This window comes from Fischerella muscicola PCC 7414 (assembly GCF_000317205.1).
GTDB classification, from domain to species: Bacteria; Cyanobacteriota; Cyanobacteriia; order Cyanobacteriales; family Nostocaceae; genus Fischerella; species Fischerella muscicola.
Genome location: NZ_AJLK01000001.1, coordinates 1 through 18,126, shown reverse-complemented (window position 1 = coordinate 18,126; position 18,126 = coordinate 1). Strand labels below are relative to the sequence as shown.

15 protein-coding genes are annotated in these 18,126 nt (G+C 41.2%); 9 read left to right on the top strand and 6 right to left on the bottom strand.

The genetic code is table 11. The features are described 5' to 3' along the window. Positions 1 to 313 precede the first annotated feature (313 nt). The 9 genes from UYI_RS0100080 to UYI_RS0100040 all read left to right on the top strand — a co-directional run bounded on the left by UYI_RS0100080 (position 314) and on the right by UYI_RS0100040 (position 10,341). The gene (locus UYI_RS0100080; protein WP_016864651.1) at positions 314 to 940 is read left to right on the top strand and encodes a hypothetical protein; all 627 of its coding nucleotides are present in this window, start codon (positions 314 to 316) and stop codon (positions 938 to 940) included. A gap of 36 nt (positions 941 to 976) precedes the next feature. Beyond that, complete coding sequence (locus UYI_RS0100075) at positions 977 to 1,348, top strand: hypothetical protein (RefSeq protein WP_016864650.1); 372 nt, start codon at positions 977 to 979, stop codon at positions 1,346 to 1,348. Then, positions 1,302 to 4,046, top strand: a complete 2,745-nt coding sequence (locus UYI_RS0100070; protein ID WP_016864649.1) for a hypothetical protein — start codon at positions 1,302 to 1,304, stop codon at positions 4,044 to 4,046. Before UYI_RS0100075 ends, UYI_RS0100070 begins: the two co-directional genes overlap by 47 nt. A gap of 124 nt (positions 4,047 to 4,170) precedes the next feature. Next, positions 4,171 to 4,974: a hypothetical protein gene (locus tag UYI_RS0100065; protein WP_016864648.1), complete on the top strand. Its 804-nt coding sequence runs from the start codon at positions 4,171 to 4,173 to the stop codon at positions 4,972 to 4,974. Between the two features lie 11 nt (positions 4,975 to 4,985). Next, entirely contained in the window at positions 4,986 to 6,059 is a 1,074-nt protein-coding gene (locus UYI_RS0100060; RefSeq protein ID WP_016864647.1) for a hypothetical protein, read from the top strand. Continuing rightward, positions 6,060 to 6,884 carry a hypothetical protein gene (locus tag UYI_RS0100055; protein ID WP_016864646.1) on the top strand — a complete coding sequence of 275 codons (825 nt, stop codon included), beginning with the start codon at positions 6,060 to 6,062 and terminating at the stop codon, positions 6,882 to 6,884. A gap of 141 nt (positions 6,885 to 7,025) precedes the next feature. Further along, positions 7,026 to 7,703, top strand: coding sequence for a hypothetical protein (locus UYI_RS0100050; RefSeq protein WP_016864645.1), 678 nt, complete (start codon positions 7,026 to 7,028; stop codon positions 7,701 to 7,703). A 25-nt stretch (positions 7,704 to 7,728) separates the two neighbouring features. Beyond that, positions 7,729 to 9,348: a TrbI/VirB10 family protein gene (locus tag UYI_RS0100045; RefSeq protein ID WP_016864644.1), complete on the top strand. Its 1,620-nt coding sequence runs from the start codon at positions 7,729 to 7,731 to the stop codon at positions 9,346 to 9,348. Positions 9,349 to 9,753: 405 nt separating this feature from the next. Further along, positions 9,754 to 10,341, top strand: a complete 588-nt coding sequence (locus tag UYI_RS0100040) for a hypothetical protein (protein WP_016864643.1) — start codon at positions 9,754 to 9,756, stop codon at positions 10,339 to 10,341. Here UYI_RS0100040 and lnt read toward each other — a convergent pair. From lnt to cas1, 6 genes are all read right to left on the bottom strand, one after another. Beyond that, positions 10,295 to 11,914 (bottom strand): apolipoprotein N-acyltransferase, encoded by a 1,620-nt coding sequence (gene lnt, locus UYI_RS0100035; protein WP_026085652.1) that lies wholly within the window; start codon positions 11,912 to 11,914, stop codon positions 10,295 to 10,297. The two genes, UYI_RS0100040 and lnt, sit on opposite strands and share 47 nt — an antisense overlap. After that, complete coding sequence (gyrA, locus tag UYI_RS0100030; protein WP_071588795.1) at positions 11,895 to 14,477, bottom strand: DNA gyrase subunit A; 2,583 nt, start codon at positions 14,475 to 14,477, stop codon at positions 11,895 to 11,897. The genes lnt and gyrA overlap by 20 nt, the downstream gene beginning before the upstream one ends. Positions 14,478 to 14,730: 253 nt before the next feature. Continuing rightward, positions 14,731 to 16,023: a chloride channel protein gene (locus UYI_RS0100025; protein WP_016864640.1), complete on the bottom strand. Its 1,293-nt coding sequence runs from the start codon at positions 16,021 to 16,023 to the stop codon at positions 14,731 to 14,733. 386 nt (positions 16,024 to 16,409) lie between these two features. After that, positions 16,410 to 16,679, bottom strand: coding sequence for a hypothetical protein (locus UYI_RS0100020; protein WP_016864639.1), 270 nt, complete (start codon positions 16,677 to 16,679; stop codon positions 16,410 to 16,412). Between the two features lie 135 nt (positions 16,680 to 16,814). After that, positions 16,815 to 17,093, bottom strand: a complete 279-nt coding sequence (gene cas2 / locus UYI_RS0100015; RefSeq protein ID WP_035137855.1) for a CRISPR-associated endonuclease Cas2 — start codon at positions 17,091 to 17,093, stop codon at positions 16,815 to 16,817. Further along, positions 17,093 to 17,896: a CRISPR-associated endonuclease Cas1 gene (cas1, locus tag UYI_RS31605; RefSeq protein WP_016864637.1), complete on the bottom strand. Its 804-nt coding sequence runs from the start codon at positions 17,894 to 17,896 to the stop codon at positions 17,093 to 17,095. Before cas1 ends, cas2 begins: the two co-directional genes overlap by 1 nt. Positions 17,897 to 18,126: the final 230 nt, after the last annotated feature.

The following is an 18,126-nucleotide window of genomic DNA, read 5'->3' as shown; positions in this document are numbered from 1 at the left end:
AAATTATTCGTGAAAGACAAGATCCCCGACATCTCAAATAAGTTGGGGATTTGGGCTTTGCAATGATCACAAATCATATAGGATTGCTATATTAATTGCTGAAGTAGAAAACTATTTTGTAGAACCGTGATAGTTCTGAGTCTGTTTGCAAAAATCAATTAACAAAAATTGTGTTTATTTACTATAAATTGAAATTGCGTGTATAATAATTTACATTATTTTAATAATTTAGTTTAAGTTAAATGTTTATTCATGTTAAATTGTGATACCGAAGCCAACAAGTTGTTGTAATGCACAAAAAGGAAATTTACAGATGTTTAGGCAAATTTATCATCAGAGAAAGTTTTTGAAAGCTTTTGATCAAAGGGTAATAAATATACTCTATAAATTGAGTACTATTTTGGAAATATGGCGGATAAGATTGTTAGAGTCTATCCCCTTTTTAATTGCTTGTGCTGTATTTTTAAGTGTAATAACTCTGAAAAGTCCTATTCTGGTTTTTTGTTTAGTTTTTGGTAGTTTAATCGCAGTTGTCACGCATACAATAGGACAACAAGTCAATCTACCAAAACGATATATTATCTCGTTACAAATGTTAGGGGTAGCTATTATTTTCAGTGCATTTTGGTTAGACTATTTTGCAGACCCAGCACAAGCGCAGTTTTTTAAAAAAGCTGAAGATTTTTTCAAAAATACCCTAACCCAAGGTGCGACGACAGGCAGCAATACTCAAGCAGCAGTTAGTCTAGTATTTAATGTACTACGCGCTCTTTACTTACTATATATAGCTGTTTCTCTAATTGGTGTGATTAATGCAGTTCGGAAAGATGAAGACTGGCAAAGTGTTGCTAGAACTCCTTTATTAGTTGTTGTTGCGGTAACTATTGCTGATGTACTCACTGGCTTCGTCATTGGTGATTCAAACAGTAATAATCAATAAAATTATGAAAATATGAATCAAATCTAGAAATTCGCCATGTCTCAAGAACCAGATAAAGAATTTCGACCAGTAAATCAAATTTTAGGAACTCAACCTTCACTAGGCCCAATTCCTGCTGATCAAGTCTTGCCTTGGACAGTAATAGCCTTAACTTCCTACTTTATCATCAATGGAATTTTTGGCGGCATATTTCAAGATGAGTTTCAAAAATGGTTGTGGACGTTGCTTATTACTGCTTGGGGAATGGCGACTTGGTGGATCTTAACTGGTGGTAGGAGTTGGCGCTTTTTAAGTAAATTTATTGGAGTTCCCACTTGGACTAGAGGCTTTGCTCGTTATCAAAGCTTACTGGAAATTAACCATGAAGCAAAAAATCGGAAAACAAAGCGTCGGCGGCGCCGGAAGTGAAACACGATTCACACCCTTTGAAGACGCTTTACATCTAGCAACAATGCTGCGTATATCGCTTGAGGGACGCGATATCGGTGCTTATACTTTGACAAAAGGAAACCAAAAAGATAGGTTTTGTTTCGTTTTTGGTTTTGACTGTCAAGGAATTCATACGACGTTAAGACCAGAACAAATCAATACAATTCTGAATAACATTGAAGCTGGCTTAAAAGATATCCCTGAAGGTGAAAGAATGACTTTACACTTAGGGTCTTTTAGTTCAGATAAACAGCGACAAAAAGAGTTAGCATCTCTTGTTAAAAAATCTCCATCGCCAGATATTAAATATTTGTTACTATCCGAAAGAGCAAGAGTTCAAGAATTAACTCGTTCTGGTATCCGTAAACCAAAATTTTTGCGAATTTATGTGACTTATACAATTGAACCAGATGCTGCCAATACAGATGATTGGATAGAGAAATTATTAGCTAAAGGTGAAACTTGGTGGTTGAAATTTAAAGGTGATTTAGCAGAAGTAGAAAACCAACGCATTGAAACGATTATTACTAACGCTTATAAAAATGGTTTTTGTCGTTGGGAACAACTTTTATCGAACAAAATGGGGTTAGACATTAAACCTCTGAATACAGAAGAATTATGGGGAGAGATTTGGAGAAGATTTAATGATACCCAACCAATAGATGTTCCCCAATTGTTGACTTTAGATGAAAATGGTCTACATGAACAAGCTAACTCAGACTTAGCTAGTACCAGATTATTGATTGAGAATATACACAGTACGACTTTGCTAATTGAGTCTGATGTACCTTGTGCTGATCGCCGCTGGGTTCATGTCAACAATAACTATATTGGTGTCATGACTTTTCTCGAAAAACCTGGTGGTTGGCCGAATAAAACTGCTCAATTGCGTTATCTTTGGGAACTGTTAGCCAGAGAAAATGTTATAGACACAGAAATTTTTTGCCAGCTGAGTGCAGCGAATCCAGCAATTGTCAAAACTACACTGCAACGGGTACTAAAGCAGTCAAATATGACAGCTTTGTTAGCACAGGAAAAAAGTAGAACTATCGATGTTAACGCTCAATTAAAGTTAAGAAAATCCGTAGCAGCACAAGAACAATTATACGAGGGAGCAGTACCGATTTATGCAGGTATAGCTATTTTAGTGCATCGTCCGAGTATAGAGAGATTGGATGAAGCTACAAGATATATCGAAAACTGTTTTCAACGTCCAGCAAGGGTAATTAGAGAAACAGAATATGCTTGGAAAATCTGGTTGCAGACTCTGCCGATTGTGTGGGAGACTCTACTCGCTAGACCTTTTAATCGACGTCAGTTGTATTTGACAAGTGAAGTACCGGGATTAATGCCTTTGGTGCTAACTAAAGCAGGCGATCGCGAAGGTTTTGAATTAATTGCCGAAGAAGGTGGAACACCAGTTCATTTAGATTTATTCAACCAACATAAAAACCTAGCACTATTTGCCACCACCCGTGCTGGTAAATCAGTATTGGTTTCAGGGATTCTAACACAAGCTTTAGCTCATAAAATTCCTGTAGTAGCATTAGATTTTCCCAAACCCGATGGTACGTCTACCTTCACCGACTACACATATTTTATGGAGGGGAATGGAGCGTATTTTGATATTTCCAAACAATCAAATAACTTATTTGAACAACCAGATTTGCGCTTGTTGAATCCAGAAGAACAACGCGATCGCATGTTAGATTATGTCGCTTTCCTCGAATCCGCTTTGATGACAATGGTTTTGGGATCATCTAGCGAGAATCAGCTACTATCGCAAACAGTGCGATCGCTCTTAAACTTAGCATTAGGAGCCTTCTTTACCGATGAAAGTATTAAAGCACGATATCAAGAAGCGATCGCAGGTGGATTTGGCAGTATAGCTTGGCAGAAAACCCCAACATTAAGAGATTTTCTCTATTTTTGTTCGCCAGAACATTTGCAACTAGAATCGATCGCAGGTAGAGTTGAAGACGCCTTAAATCAAATTCAACTGCGCCTGCGATTTTGGCTTTCTAGTCGCGTAGGTAAAGCAATTTCCGCACCTTCTAGTTTTCCTACCGATGCCCAACTTTTAGTTTTCGCCTTGCGGAACCTTGCAGATAATGAAGATGCAGCAGTGCTATCTTTAAGTGCTTATTCCGCAGCATTACGCCGCGCCTTAAGTAGTCCTGCTTCCATATTCTTCATCGATGAAGCACCAATTCTTTTTGAATTCGACCAAATTTCTGATTTAGTAGGAAGAATTTGTGCCAACGGTGCCAAAGCTGGTATTAGAGTCATCCTCTCAGCCCAAGACCCTGATACAATTGCCAAATCTAAAGCATCATCCAAAATTTTACAAAACCTAACTACACGATTAATAGGTCGAATTCAGCCAGTCGCTGTTGATAGTTTTACCAACATTCTCAAATATCCTCGCGAAATAATTGCCCGCAACGCAACTGAAAGCTTTTTCCCTCGTAAAGAAGGAATTTATAGCCAATGGTTATTAGATGATAACGGGATTTATACCTTCTGCCGCTATTACCCAGGTTACGAACAATTAGCAGTAGTAGCTAACAATCCCCAAGAACAAACTGCACGTCAAAAAGTTATGCAGACCCACAAAGATAAATATGAAGCGGTTTCTGTATTTGCACGTCAATTAGTAGCATTACTACGAGGTTAACATGCTTATTTGTAGTAAAACCTAAACTCCTAACTATAAACCTAAATGCAAACAGAAAATCCATCTGTGTTCATCTGTGTGCATCTGTGTTCGTATTAAATCAAAATCTACTTACCCAAGAGTTATGAAAAAAATAATTCTACTTTCCATACCTCTTTCATTGTTAGCCATCCTACCAGCAATGGCAGACCTTGGTCAAGTTTGGACAGACTTTCAATCTTACGCAACTGATTTACAAAACTACCTGAGAAATAACCTTACAGAAACATTACAACCAATAGAATCAGAAGCTCAAATAGCTATTGATAGTTCCACCGGGGAATTGAATATACCCAACCCCAATGCAGCGGTCGAAATTATTCGTGATGGGACAATATGGTACTACACTTCCGCAGACAAATTTGATAATAATTCGACAGTGAGAGCAAATTTAGTTAGCAATGAACTTAATCGCTTAATTACCCGTGGTGCAGCATCTGGGCTACTTGGTACAAATGGACAGTTGAGGTTAAAAACAAAATTAGAATCAACAGAACAAACAATCCAAACAATTGCAGGTTTTAATGAGGAAAATGAAAAATTTCAAGAAGATATAAATAATCAAATTGAGACTTTGAGATCACAAATACCTGATACTGTTCAAAACGCATTAGCTAATATCACTTCACTTTTGGGTATTGGTCAACTGAACTTTTTGCTACAAAATAATAAAATCCAAGAGGAAGAAGTGAAAATTACAGGCGAACATTTAGCCCAAACAATGCAAACAAATCAATTTTTACAATACTCCAATTTAAATCTAGCGAATATTTCCCAACAAGTGGAAGAAAATAACCGCGCGCGGAGAGTAGATAATGCTACTGAAGCATCTAGACTATTACGAAATTATTCTCAAGTAGATTTATTTGGTAGGCAGTTTGAACAATAACCCAAATCAAAATGAAAATTATTATTTCCCACCTTTATCCTTCAAGATTTTTTGCCCAATCTAATATCCCTGATCTTCCCGACATTCTCAACAGTGGCTTCACCACTGCCAAAAGTATTTCGGAAAGCTGGGAAAATCAATGGTTAGACTTATTACAAAATAATACTAGTGAGAATTTATATGGAGCATTAACAAATCTGGGCGTATTTTTCGCAGTCGGCACACTATTGTTTTTCATGATACAATGGCTCAGAGATGTTATTTATAGTGAATATTCCCGTCCGATTTCTGCTCTGATTTGGCCTTTTATAGTGGTAATACTATTAACCAACACAGGAAGCGGTAGTGTATTATCTAATCTCACACTGGGAATTAGAAATTTTATCAACACAGTAAATCAGCAAGTCATCACCACAGCAGATGCTAATAGAAATTATCAGCAAGCATTGAGTATGGGTGTTGCTGAGGAAGTAGCTGGATCTGTGTTACGCCCTTGCCAGTCATTAACAGGCGAACAACAAAATCAATGTTTTCAAAGAGGCAGAGAAAAAATAGAAATTCTCTGGCAGACTTATAGAGATTTGTATGGTGATAAAGTTTGGATTAATCGCCTAGAAAGTAAGATTAATCAGATTGCATTTAGCACAAATAGCGTACCAGAAAATACATTTAATTCTTTCTTAGGTTCTACAGTCCAGACTAGTATTAAAAATTTTCTCATTTCCTTGCAATATGCATTTCAAAACTTAATCGAAGCTACGATGTTGTTAGTAGCGACTTTAGGGCCATTGGCTGTGGGGGGTTCTTTGTTACCTGTAGCTGGTAAGCCGATTTTTGCGTGGATGACTGGTTTTTTATCGCTGGGAATTGCCAAAATTTCCTTCACGATTATTGCCATTTTAACTGCCACAGTAATTGTAAATGGTCCTGGTGAAGACGCTAGTGCTGACCCCGATTTAATGTGGTTCATGATTTTTTTGGGAGTCTTAGCACCAATTGTATCTTTGCTTTTAGCGGGTGCGGGGGGATTTGCAGTATTCAATGCAATTAGTAATACAGCGGCGTGGGCAAAAGAGAGGGTATAAATGGTACGCCTATTAGAGAAAAAACAACGAACAGTAAATCTTTTGACGACATTTGCGATCGCAACTTTAGGATTGCAGATATTAGCCCTACTTTTCTTGACATTCCAAGGTTTAAAAATTCGTCAACTTAGTCTCAGAAAACCTGCTGCTTTTGTACAATTAATAGCTGGTCAACCGATAACAGTTACTGATGACTTGGCAAGAGATCCTGAAGTAATTCGCCAATTTGTCAGTAAAAGCATGACCTCAATGTTTAACTGGTCTGGTAAACTACCAGCACAAAATGTCGAAGAAGTATCAAAACCCAAACCAGATTTAGGCATACTTATTCCCACATCCCAAGGAATTAGCAAAAAAGTTACTACTAGCAGTTGGATTGCTAGCTTTGCTATATCAGAAGACTTTCGCAAAGGTTTTTTACGCGAAATAGCAGCGATGACACCGCCAGAGGTTTTTAGTAATAATTCCAGTCAAGCAATAACCGCACAAATTGCCATTAAACGGGTTTACCCTCCGCAAAAAATTTCACCAGGTAAATGGCGAGTTGGTTTAGTGGCTGACTTGATTCAGACGAAAAAATTGGATGGAAGAAGAATTATTACTCCCTTTAATAAGGATTTGTTGGTGCGGGCTGTCGATTATTTTCCTTATCCGCTAGATGATACTACTAGTGTTCTGCAAAAGGCAATTTATGGTATCCGTTCGGAGAAGTTGGAAATCTACGAAATTCGGAATTTGTGTTTGTTGGATCAGTATAACAATTTAAGTCAGGAGCAGTTACAGCAGTGTGGAATTCAAAATACGTCTGATAGTTTTGTGAGGTAATTGGGGATGGTGGTGATGCTAAAAATAATATTTGAAAAAACGAACACAGATGAACACAGATGAACACGGATGGGGTTTGCGTGTGCTTTTGGGTTATGTTTTGAGTTTATGTTAAATGTGAATTAATAGAGTTAGTTATCAATGCAGTTACTTAAACAAGAAAATAAAAAGAAAAGTAGTATCTTGCCTTTGTTTGCTGTTGGAACTTTTGGTTTAAATATTTTCACGTTATTAATACTGATGTTCCACGGTTCGATGTTGCAGCAGCTAAGTAGGCAATTAACACCCCGAAGTTTAGTGCAACTTGCTGATGGTAGTGCTATTACGGTAGATCCGACGCAAAATTTAGAACGCTATCCAGAGACTATTCGGCGCTTCGTAGGTGAAACGATGACCTTAATGCTAACCTGGTCTAAGGAGCAGCCACCGGAAACAATATGGGAAATTAGTTCGGAACTGTTAACTAATGATGTAAAACAAAAATTGCAATCGGAAATTATTAATGCGAATACAGCTAATCAATTTGAAAACCGAGGCGCTGAGAGTGTTTTTGTCATCCAAAGAATTTCTCAACCCGTAAAAATCGCTGATGGCAAATGGAAAGTGGAGTTACAAGGTAATCAATTAATCTTTAGCAATTCTGACAGGTTAGGCAGAGCGATCGCATTCAATAAACAAATCTTAATCCAAGCAATAGATAATCAAAAAACAACATTACCTGATGTACCGCTTGCTTGGCATTTAGCAGCTTACCGCCTCGGTGAAGCCAGACTAGAAATTTACAATATATGTGAAATCAAAGATAACAACTGTTCCTGATTAAACTATAAACTAAAGCTTTACTATGACTCGATATTCTATTCCTTCACAAACTCATCCAGAAGATCTCGAGACTCCCATCAGTGATAATTACCAACCAGAACTAGGATTATCTGATTGGGAACTGCGAATGGCAAAATTGGTTGGCTTTGAACAAGAATCTCCAGCCACCGAAACCCAAACAGAAGTAGGAGAAGATACAGCCAACTTACCACAGTCATCTTCACCTTCTCCAGAACCTCAAGTTTCTACCAAGCAGTCCCTCTCATCCAATCCTTTTGCTAAGTTAGCCTTAGTAGGGACTGCTACTTTTGCTTTAGTTTTAGTAGCTGGTGCTTTTTTGTCCCAGTTGATGAGTGCTAGCAATCAAAAACCAAGAAAAACTAATATAGTTGCACAAAAAGCGCCGCAAACATCCACGGAAACACGCCTGCAACAACTAGAAGGAGAATTAGAGACTTTAAAAACAAAATTAGCTTTAGCTGAACAAGCACAAGCTGTAAAATTAGCTCAGCAACAATTAAGAGTTGGAAAAGTTAAATCGCCCCAACCAACTTCTGGGGTGGAAACTGCTAGAGATAATAGACTTAGAGTTGCCCTGCAAAGAACACCTACACCCACAAAAACAGTTTACATGCCGCCAAGGGTAGTAACACGGGTCGTTACAGTACCCCAAACTCCACCAAAGTCTACTTCACCCCTACCTGTAATTCCCACACCAGAAACGCAACCAACAGTTCAATTTACTCCCCAACCTACACCAGATCCATTACAGGAATGGGCAAGGTTATCGAAATTGGGTAGCTATGGTCAAGTATTAGCTACTGCTACACCCAATAATACCCCCAATAATACTAATATAAATCGTCCTACTCCTTTAGCTGCAAACAATACCAAAATCCCACCACGGATAAATAATTCTCAACCTGAGGATAATACTCCAGAACCATCAACTTCTGTTGTTAGCCAAGCACAACCAAAAAGTCGAAAATCAGTACGAGTTGGAACTAGTGTGAAAGCAGTATTAGCTACTGCTGTCTTTGGAGAAACTACTAGAGCAACTAATAATAGAAATAACCAAGATAATAGTCCGAAAAACGTATTTGTAGTCCGTTTACAAGAACCATTAAAATCTATCGATGGTGAGGTGGTATTACCAGAAAAAACTGAGTTTTTGACTGAAGTTAGTTCTATTTCTGAACAAGGTTTAGTGCAGTTAAATGTGGTCAGATTAGTTAGAGAAAACAATGGGAATTTGACAGAGCAAAGCTTACCACAAAACGCCATACTAATTCGTGCCTCGGCAGGCAAACCTCTAGTTGCCAACCAATATAAAAGAGGGACATCCACCACCATGATTGATGCTAGTCAATTCGTCTTGGGAGGTATTGGTAAAGCCGCAGAATTGTTCAATCGTACCGAATCGCAAGTCACGACAACTGCTACAGGTACTGTCGTTACTAACAGTAATCCCCGACGCAATCTCTTAGCCGGGATTTTAGAAGGTGGCGTGAGAACAGTGGTACCGCAAATTACCCAACGTAATCAACAGGCAATTTCCCAAGCCATGCAACGCACTAACATCTGGTTTTTGCCAGCAGGCAAAGAAGTAGAAATATACATCAATCAAACTATGCAGCTTTAATGTAATACCGCTGAAAATCGTATTTAACTTAGATATTGCACCGACTTTTCATGCCGCCAATAAATAAATTTCTTGGCTTATAGCTTAAGTCAGATAAATCTGACTGCAACAAGAATTGCGTCCTTTTAACAGACTTGAGCGATCAAGACAGAGAATTTATTCTCACACCAGTAAATTGGGTAGGTGCAAGATATGAGTTAAGCTAAATTAAAGCTGCACAATAAATGTATTGTGATAGCAACCTATCTTTTGTTTGGAGAAGATAACACAAACACAAGATAAAATCGAACCAAATAATCTATCTGTACCCATCTGTGTTCATCGGTGTGCATCGGTGTTCGACTTCTAAAACACAAACTTTATTACAGCTTCAATTCCCAGCAAATATAAATCCTATATACAGCCATGAAAAATCACATCAACCTGCAATTCAAACCCCCAAATAACCCCTATTTCCTAACTCTAACTTCCCTGATTTTTTCAGGTGCAATCTTGATCATAGCAGGTCGTGCCTTGGCAAATAATGCTGTTCTCCGTTCCATGTTTTCTTGCCAAGCGCAAGGATTAGGAGGAGTAATACCTACTATCAACGTCTGGTTTCAGCAAGGCACAAATTTAAGTTTTATTCCGGCTGGAGAAACAATTAAAAAAGTGTGGTTAAACGATCCATCCCAGGTCACAATGGATTTTGATGGGCCAATGTGTATGCAGTTTGGTCCAGACCGTAATAATAACGTTGGAGATTGTAAAAATTCCGCAGCAAATGTCATTCAACTCAGACGAATTAAAAAAATCAATATTCCCGGACTACCCACCACTGATAAAACCCTTTTAACAGTAGTTACTGAACAAGGCGGTAAAAACAAGCTATATACCTTTGAAATTGTTTATGATACAGGGTCTCCAGAATATCATACTTTAGCAATTTACCCTGATCCTCCTTCTCCTAGTTCAGCCCCTGCTTGCGTGAGAGTTGGACAGTCAAGAAATTGATCAGCCATACTCCTGTTGCCAATACTAGTAAAAAAGGCGTCAACCAATCACCCCAACGCACATATAAAGTCTGCGTCTGGCGGCGATAAATTGTTTCAGCGTGAACTTCGTAGGTATTATGTCCCGATATCCATACTGTTCTACCGTGGGGATCTACAAAAGCTGAATATCCTGTATTTGTCGCCCGTACTGCCCATCTATCAGTTTCAATGGCTCGCATGATATCCTGAGCATGATGCTGTGCTGGCATAGATGCACTGTAATGAGCATCATTAGATGAGCTGAGGATAAACTGTCCCCCTGCTTGGGCTTGATAGCGAAATACCTCCGGGAAAGCAGACTCGTAACAAATGCCTGCGATCGCACGACCAAAAGGCGTGTTAAAAATTTGATTTGGTGAACCAGGAACCTGGTGTTCATCTAAAGGTGACAAGCGGCTAATAATACCGCCTAAAAGTTCTTCAAAGGGGACGTACTCACCAATCGGTACTAACTTTACCTTGTCATAACGGCTAAAAACCTCACCGTCACCTGTGACAGTCAGCAAACTATTTGTATAACTTTTTCCCTTTTCGCCAAAACCACCAATCCACGCCACAACCCCTCGGGAACGCACCGCCGCCACCAAGGAACTACTCATAATGTTACGCTGGAAGAAAGGCAAAGCCCCTTCCGGTGTTAGTACTGCATCAACTCCTTGATCTACTAAAGTTAGATACCCACTGGTGTAGCCTGCTAAGGCACGGCGTAAGCCTTCTTGATAAAGTTTAATGTGGTTAGGAATGTTACCTTGAATAATTCCTATCTTCAGGGCTGCTGCTGGTGGTTGAATTAGGGGACAGGTGTATAAGCTAAAACCGATTAGGTGTAGGGAGATTAGTAATCCTGTGGCGGTAATTAGATATTTATTAATGAACCGCAGAGGCGCAGAGAACGCAGAGGGAATTCTCTCTGTGCCCTCCGTGTCTCTGCGGTTTAAAAAAGCTTCTGCAATTAGGCCATTGACGGCGACGATCGCAGCTGTTACGGCATAAGGCCCTGAAAGTTGCCCAAGATGGAGGATTACGATATTATACGGAGTTTGTGTGTATGAAAGAGAACTCCAAAATAAGGCTCCCCAACTCAATACAGTCTCGATGCCACACCACAGGGCAGTGCTAATGAGAACACGAGCGTAGGGTTTTTGGATAGAAGGACAAATGATCCTCATCCCTGTCGCCCACAACGCTACCGATGCAGCGCCCCAAAGGGTGATGAATACCCAGCAGAAAAGAGCTATTGCCAGGCTTGCTAACCAAGGAACTCCCATCCACGTCATGGGATGAATACCTGTAATCCAGGATAGGGCTATACCGTGATAACCGATACCCCAGATCAAGGCAAAAAGAAGGGGAGATGGCTTTGGGCGGAGTGTAGGATTAACTACTAAATACCAGAGAGGTGCTAAGGCTACCCATGCCAAAAACCAGGCATTTACTGGGGCGACGGTAAGCCCCATCAAAATACCGCTCCCTAAGGCGATCGCACAACTCACAAAGAGTTCCCTGTGTCTTTTACTCTGCTTCTGTCGCATCACCAGTATCGGGAGGAACGATCGCTACTCCTGTAATCACATCATCTTCGTCTAGACGTTGTACCCGGACGCCTGTAGCCGAACGAGACTGGACGGAAATTGCATTTACTGCCTGTCTGATAATGATACCGCGACTCGTGACCATCATAATTTCATCGTCGTTGTTGACAATGTGTAAGTTGGCTAGTTGGTCTTTGATTTTGCGACTCTTGAATTTGGTTGCCATTAAACCTTGACCAGCCCGGTTTTGCAAGCGGAACTGAGCAACGGGTACGCGTTTACCGTACCCTCCAGTTGTAATTACTAATACCCAAGGGCCGTGATGACCGTTGCCTGGTACTTCTGCGGATTCTTCTGTTTCGATGTCTTCGGTTTCGATCTCTTCGATTTCTGCTTCAGACACTGGGGTTAAATTATCTAAAATCGCGGCGGGTAGAATATCCATGCCAACCAATTCATCACCGTTCTTGAGTTTCATGGCTTTCACACCACGGGTAGCACGACCAAGGGGACGCAGTTGTTCATGATCGCAGCGGAAGTGAATGGCCATACCTTGACGAGAAGCAATGATGACGCTGTCTTCAACTTTTGCCCGTCGTACCCAACGCAGTTGATCGCCTTCTTCTAGGGAAATGGCAATTAAGCCATTGGCACGAATATGACTAAAGGCTTCCAATACGGTTTTCTTGATGTTGCCACCTTTTGTGAGCATGACCAAATATTCATCGCTGGTAAACTCACTGACAGGGACGATGGAAGTAATTTTTTCTTCTTTGGGAATGGGCAGCATCTGCACAATCGGTGTGCCGCGACTGCTACGGGAACCGACAGGAATTTGGTAGGCTTTGAGGCAGTAAACTACACCGCGATCGCTAAAGAATAACAAGCTATCGTGGTCACAGCAAGTCAAGAAATGTTCGACGCCATCATCGTCTTTGACTTTGGCAGCAGCTTTACCTCTGGTGGCGCGGTTTTGGGCTTCAAAGGTGTTGATGGGCATCCGTTTGATATAGCCTTGCTCGGTGATTAAAATTACTGCTTTTTCGTTGGCAATTAGGTCTATATCTTCTAAATCGCCTTCACCATGTGTAATGACCGTGCGTCGTGGTGTAGCAAATTTGTTTTTGAGATACTGTATTTCGGTTTCAATAATGTGCAGTATCCGTTCCCGCTTTGCCAAAATATCTTGCAAGTCGGCGATTTGGGCTTGCAATTCTTCATGTTCTTGGCGGATTTTGTCTGCTTCTAAGGCTGTTAACCGCCGCAGTTGCATTTGTAAAATTGCATCTGCTTGTGGTTCTGACAAGCCGTAAGTTGTGATTAATTCTCCTTTTGCTGTCGGTGTATCCGCAGCGTGACGAATTAAAGCAATAATTGCATCTAGATGGGATAAGGCAATTAATAACCCTTGCAAAATATGGTCGCGTTCTTCTGCTTTGCGCAGTTCATACTGGGTGCGTCTGGTGATCGCTTCTACACGAAAATCCAGAAATACTTGCAAAAACTGCTTAAGGGTGAGGATCTGGGGTTCTCCGTTCACCAACGCCAGCATATTTGCCCCAAAGTTAGCTTGCAGGGGCGTTTGCTTGTAGAGATTGTTCAGAACGACACGGGGATAGGCATCGCGCTTGAGTTCGATCACAATTCGCATTCCGTCGCGATCGCTTTCATCCCGGATATCAGCAATTCCCTCGATGCGTTTTTCATTTACCAACTCGGCGATTTTCTCAATTAACGCTGCTTTGTTGGTTTGGTAGGGCAACTCGGTGATAATAATCGCTTCCCTTTCCGGGCGTCCCCGTTGTTCGATGGTTTCAATATTTGCTACGCCACGCATGGTTATCGAACCGCGTCCGGTGGTGTAGGCTTCTTTAATCGCCGCAGTACCAAGAATGTGACCACCTGTTGGGAAGTCGGGGCCGTGGATATACTGCATCAGCTGAGTATTAGTTATTTCTGGGTTATGAATTAGTGCTACTAACCCATCAATCAATTCACCCAAGTTATGGGGTGGGATATTAGTTGCCATCCCCACAGCAATTCCGGAGGAACCATTCAACAACAACTGCGGTACTCGTGCGGGTAAGACCGTCGGTTCTTGTTGAGAACCATCGAAGTTGTTGACAAAATCTACCGTTTCCGATTCGATGTCTTGCAGCAGAGCATCGCTGGTTAAAGCTTGTAAGCGGCATTCGGTGTAACGCATTGCCGCCGGTGGGTCGTTATCTACAGAGCCAAAATTACCATGCCCTTGAATTAAAGGCGATCGCATCGAGAAATCCTGCGCCATCCGCACTAAGGCATCATACACTGCTGTGTCGCCGTGGGGGTGATATTTACCCAAAACTTCCCCCACAACACGCGCACATTTACGGAAGGGACGGTCTGAGGTCAACCCCAACTCATGCATGGCGTAAAGGATACGCCGATGGACAGGTTTCAGACCATCCCTGGCATCTGGCAGCGCCCGCCCAACGATGACGCTCATGGCATATTCCAGGTAAGACCTGGACATTTCGTTTCGCAGATCCGTGGGGATAATCCTCTCCTGAGAGGTTGTCATAACCTAAAAAACTCCAATAATGGCTAGTTTTAGCGATTAAAGCGAAAATAAGCAAAATTATTGCAAACTAAGCTTGAATAATTGCCATAATTTGTTACAATTTTAGCACATATTGTCTATTTCTGCCTGGTAAGCAAGGCCAGCCAAATTTAGTGGTTAGTAGTTAGTGGTTATTAGTTTTTCTCCCTTGTCTCCTCCGCCCCTCTGCTTCCTTGTCTCCCTTGTCCTCCTTGTCCCCGATCCCCAATCCCCTTCACGAAGCATCCTGCTGAGACTTGATTTGAGATGTAATCAAAGGAACTTTAGGAGCAAAAAAGAATCCGAGTAAACTCGCAAACAGTATTGGTGTTAAGGGAGCAAAATTAGTGAGTTTTGACAACAGTAAGGTTGTGCTGATCGGTGTGCGTGTGACTGCGGCGTTAATAGCCGCCATTACACAAATCATTGATAGAGAAGGATTAATTCCAGGAACAAAAACTGCTATTGCTTTGCCAAGGCAAGCGCCTATAAAAAACAGGGGAATAATAAATCCACCAGGCCATCCACCAGTTACGGTCACGCCAATGGCTGCCATTTTACCTAAGGCTAAACCCAACAGGAAAACACCAGAAAAGCTAGTAGTAACGATGACTGCTAACTGATCATGTCCAAAATAACGAGTTAACGGCAATGAGAATGCCAAGATTCCTAGCCCCAATCCTGCTAAGGCTGTGCGAAGATAAATCGGGCCAGGAATACGGGCAAACAAGCGATCGCATCCGTGAAAAATCCCCATAAATATCCATCCTGCCAATGCCCCGATCATCCCAAAGAGGATAGCAAACCAGATATCATTAATACTTTCTAAACTATATTGAGGAAAATACCAAGTCGGTGCAATTCCTAAATGTGTAATTAGCGCAAACACCAAGTAGCTAGCACAACTAGAAACAATGGCTGGCATCAAGGCTTGATAGTACTCCACCACATACTGATGGTGCAATATCTCTAAAGCAAACACCGCACCACCAAGAGGTGCGCCAAATAAAGCAGTAAAACCTGCTGCCATCCCCGCTAAACTCATATTGCGGACATCTTCACCCTGAAGTTTGAGGCGATCGCTAACCCAAGTGCCAAACGAACCTGTTACCTGTACTAATGGTGCTTCAGGCCCAGTACTACCACCAGCTGATATCCCAACTAAAGAAGCAAGAATCATCGCCGGATTTTTGCCAATATCCAAACGTCCGCTACGAAAATGAATGTTGTCGATAATAACGCCTATTTCTCCAGGATTACCAAGGAAGTGAATCACTAAACCGACAATCAAACCGGCTAGTGGCATGAGCAACAACACACCCCAACCGGGAACTTTTTGTTGTGCGTGAGTTAGCATTTCTAATATATTCCAGTACAACGCAGCAAATAAACCGCCGACAATCCCCACTAATACCCAACGCAAAACCCAACGGGAAATCATGAAAGGATTACGCCTTGTGAGTCCGAACAGTTGCGAAAATGCCCAACGTTGAGTTTGATCTAATCTTTGACGCTGCTTTGGTTGCACTGTACTAGTTACCGTAGTAAAAGATGAGATAGGAAATTTTGTCTAAGCTCAAATCCGGTTGATTCACTAACCATAGTAGTTAAAAATGAGAAGGTTTGCAGCTACTATTTTTAGGGAAAACGGTAAAAGCGATCGCTTTACTCCAAAACGGTATTGAACAACTTGATATACTCATATCTTGCACCTATCCCATATCCCGCCTCGCAATAAATTCCGACGTAGAGACGTGAAATTTCGCGTCTCTACCAACCTAATAAATTTATTTCTTGGCAGACGAAAAAGTAGGTGCAAGATCTAAGTTAAGAGAGAAAATTGGGTAACGGATAAGAAAAGGTAAAAAGTCAAAAGCTAAATCATCGTAAATATTTCTTTAACTTTTGACTTAATTAGTGCGAGTCTATATTTATCACCTCAATACTTTGTGACGAACTGTAACGCCAGTAAAATCGTTTCGCCATCGAAGCAGAAGAAGTCCAAATATCACCATCCTTGCAGCGATACCGATGGGTTCTCAAACTGCGATAAGACGGACCATTATTGGCGAAACATTCAAAAGCTTTGTCGTATTGCTTGCGGTCTTTTGAAGATAAATCATCAAGTTGTTTTTGAACTTGAAGAGTGAAAACTAAACGGAACTTGATAGTTTGAATCTGCATTCAGTAGTTTCCGAACATCCAAACTTGACCGAAAGCGTAGAGTTATTTGCATGGCGATCGGTGGAGCGCGTGCTTTTTCCCAAGCGTTCATTTGGTTATGATGAGTGTGATAAAAACTTTGTGAAATCCCAGTAACTAGACGATAAATGCTGCGTCGTCTACTACAAATTCAGGTTGCGTACCCAAAACTGCTACTTTGCAACGGTTATGTGCAGACATGGGATAGAATCTCACTTGGTCTTCCCGTTTGTTGACGAGTCGCGTCAGGTATTGAGATAGAGTTTGGTACTGCTTCTCATCTAGTACGCACTCAAAGACAGACTTTTGCACCCGCAACCCGTAAGCTTCCAGAAGTTTCGACACTTTATTGCGACGGGCGTCACTAACGATGTCGTAGCAAACTAGATAGAACATCATCGCTTCACCAACGTTAACGGTACTTGCTGTGGTGCAATAACGTCAGCAAATTCTGAACGTGCTGGATTGAATTTCAACGCTAGGGGACGGTAGTATTCGACATCGCCTAGCAAACAGGCGAGATACTCGCGTACCTGCAAGTCAATACACTGGCGGTAACTTACTTCCCCAGCGTAGGGATGCAATACAAAGGTTCGTAGCTTTGCTTCCCAATGCTGGAGGAAACGTTGGAGGAGGGTTCGCGGCTGACTTTTACCGTTACCATTGCTGTGAGGAAGATGACGCGCAAAATTTAACACCAAGTCATCAACGATAGGTGGGTGAAATTCTGCCATGAAATCCCACGCCAAAGGAAGTTCGTAATCTGCGTCATGATGTAAAATTGCGTAGTCGGGGTGTAGCCCGACAGTATTCACAAGGGTGTAGATATATTGATGTAGCAGCTGATTTCCCAGGTTTAAAAATCTGCGAATTCGCTTTGCTGTTGTCTGCGGACATCCATTGTAGAAGTTGAGTAGGGAAGCAATGGCACAATAGTAAACATTATCAGCTTCTTCGCTATATTGGCGCAGTTCGTCAATAGATGTGGCTAATGCTAAGTTATCCATCAGCAGCATCAAGTAATTTGATGCACGTTGGATTGCGTCGCTTGTGTAATGGCGAGTCCAACTCTGCAAAAAGACATTTTGATTGTGCAGTTTTGCCCAAATAATACTTTCTGCTGTAGCGCGATTAAATTCTACATCTCGTGCGCGTCGGCGTTGGTGGATTAGATATTTAAAAAAACCCGGCTTCTTCAAGAAGCCGGGTTTCTCTATGTTTGGAAATAAAAACTAAATATTTGAATTTTGAAATTGTTATGATTAGCATTTTGGCGTTGCTGAATCAAAATATGAATTTACAATTTACGGGTGTGACCAAATTCAGCAACGCCAGCATTTTTATCCCCGTGAAAGGGAAGAGACGTAGCATTGCTACGTCTCTACATGTTTCCGTCCCCCTGAAGGCGCTGTTGCTTTTAACGATAGTG

Bases quoted from the DNA above. Each gene is read 5' to 3' on its own strand.
- lnt (WP_026085652.1), bottom strand. From the start codon at position 11,914: ATGCGACAGAAGCAGAGTAAAAGACACAGGGAACTCTTTGTGAGTTGT.
- cas2 (WP_035137855.1), bottom strand. From the start codon at position 17,093: ATGTTCTATCTAGTTTGCTACGACATCGTTAGTGACGCCCGTCGCAAT.
- UYI_RS0100050 (WP_016864645.1), top strand. From the start codon at position 7,026: ATGCAGTTACTTAAACAAGAAAATAAAAAGAAAAGTAGTATCTTGCCT.
- UYI_RS0100055 (WP_016864646.1), top strand. From the start codon at position 6,060: ATGGTACGCCTATTAGAGAAAAAACAACGAACAGTAAATCTTTTGACG.
- UYI_RS0100040 (WP_016864643.1), top strand. From the start codon at position 9,754: ATGAAAAATCACATCAACCTGCAATTCAAACCCCCAAATAACCCCTAT.
- UYI_RS0100080 (WP_016864651.1), top strand. From the start codon at position 314: ATGTTTAGGCAAATTTATCATCAGAGAAAGTTTTTGAAAGCTTTTGAT.
- UYI_RS0100070 (WP_016864649.1), top strand. From the start codon at position 1,302: ATGAAGCAAAAAATCGGAAAACAAAGCGTCGGCGGCGCCGGAAGTGAA.
- UYI_RS0100060 (WP_016864647.1), top strand. From the start codon at position 4,986: ATGAAAATTATTATTTCCCACCTTTATCCTTCAAGATTTTTTGCCCAA.
- gyrA (WP_071588795.1), bottom strand. From the start codon at position 14,477: ATGACAACCTCTCAGGAGAGGATTATCCCCACGGATCTGCGAAACGAA.
- UYI_RS0100045 (WP_016864644.1), top strand. From the start codon at position 7,729: ATGACTCGATATTCTATTCCTTCACAAACTCATCCAGAAGATCTCGAG.
- UYI_RS0100075 (WP_016864650.1), top strand. From the start codon at position 977: ATGTCTCAAGAACCAGATAAAGAATTTCGACCAGTAAATCAAATTTTA.
- UYI_RS0100065 (WP_016864648.1), top strand. From the start codon at position 4,171: ATGAAAAAAATAATTCTACTTTCCATACCTCTTTCATTGTTAGCCATC.
- UYI_RS0100020 (WP_016864639.1), bottom strand. From the start codon at position 16,679: ATGCAGATTCAAACTATCAAGTTCCGTTTAGTTTTCACTCTTCAAGTT.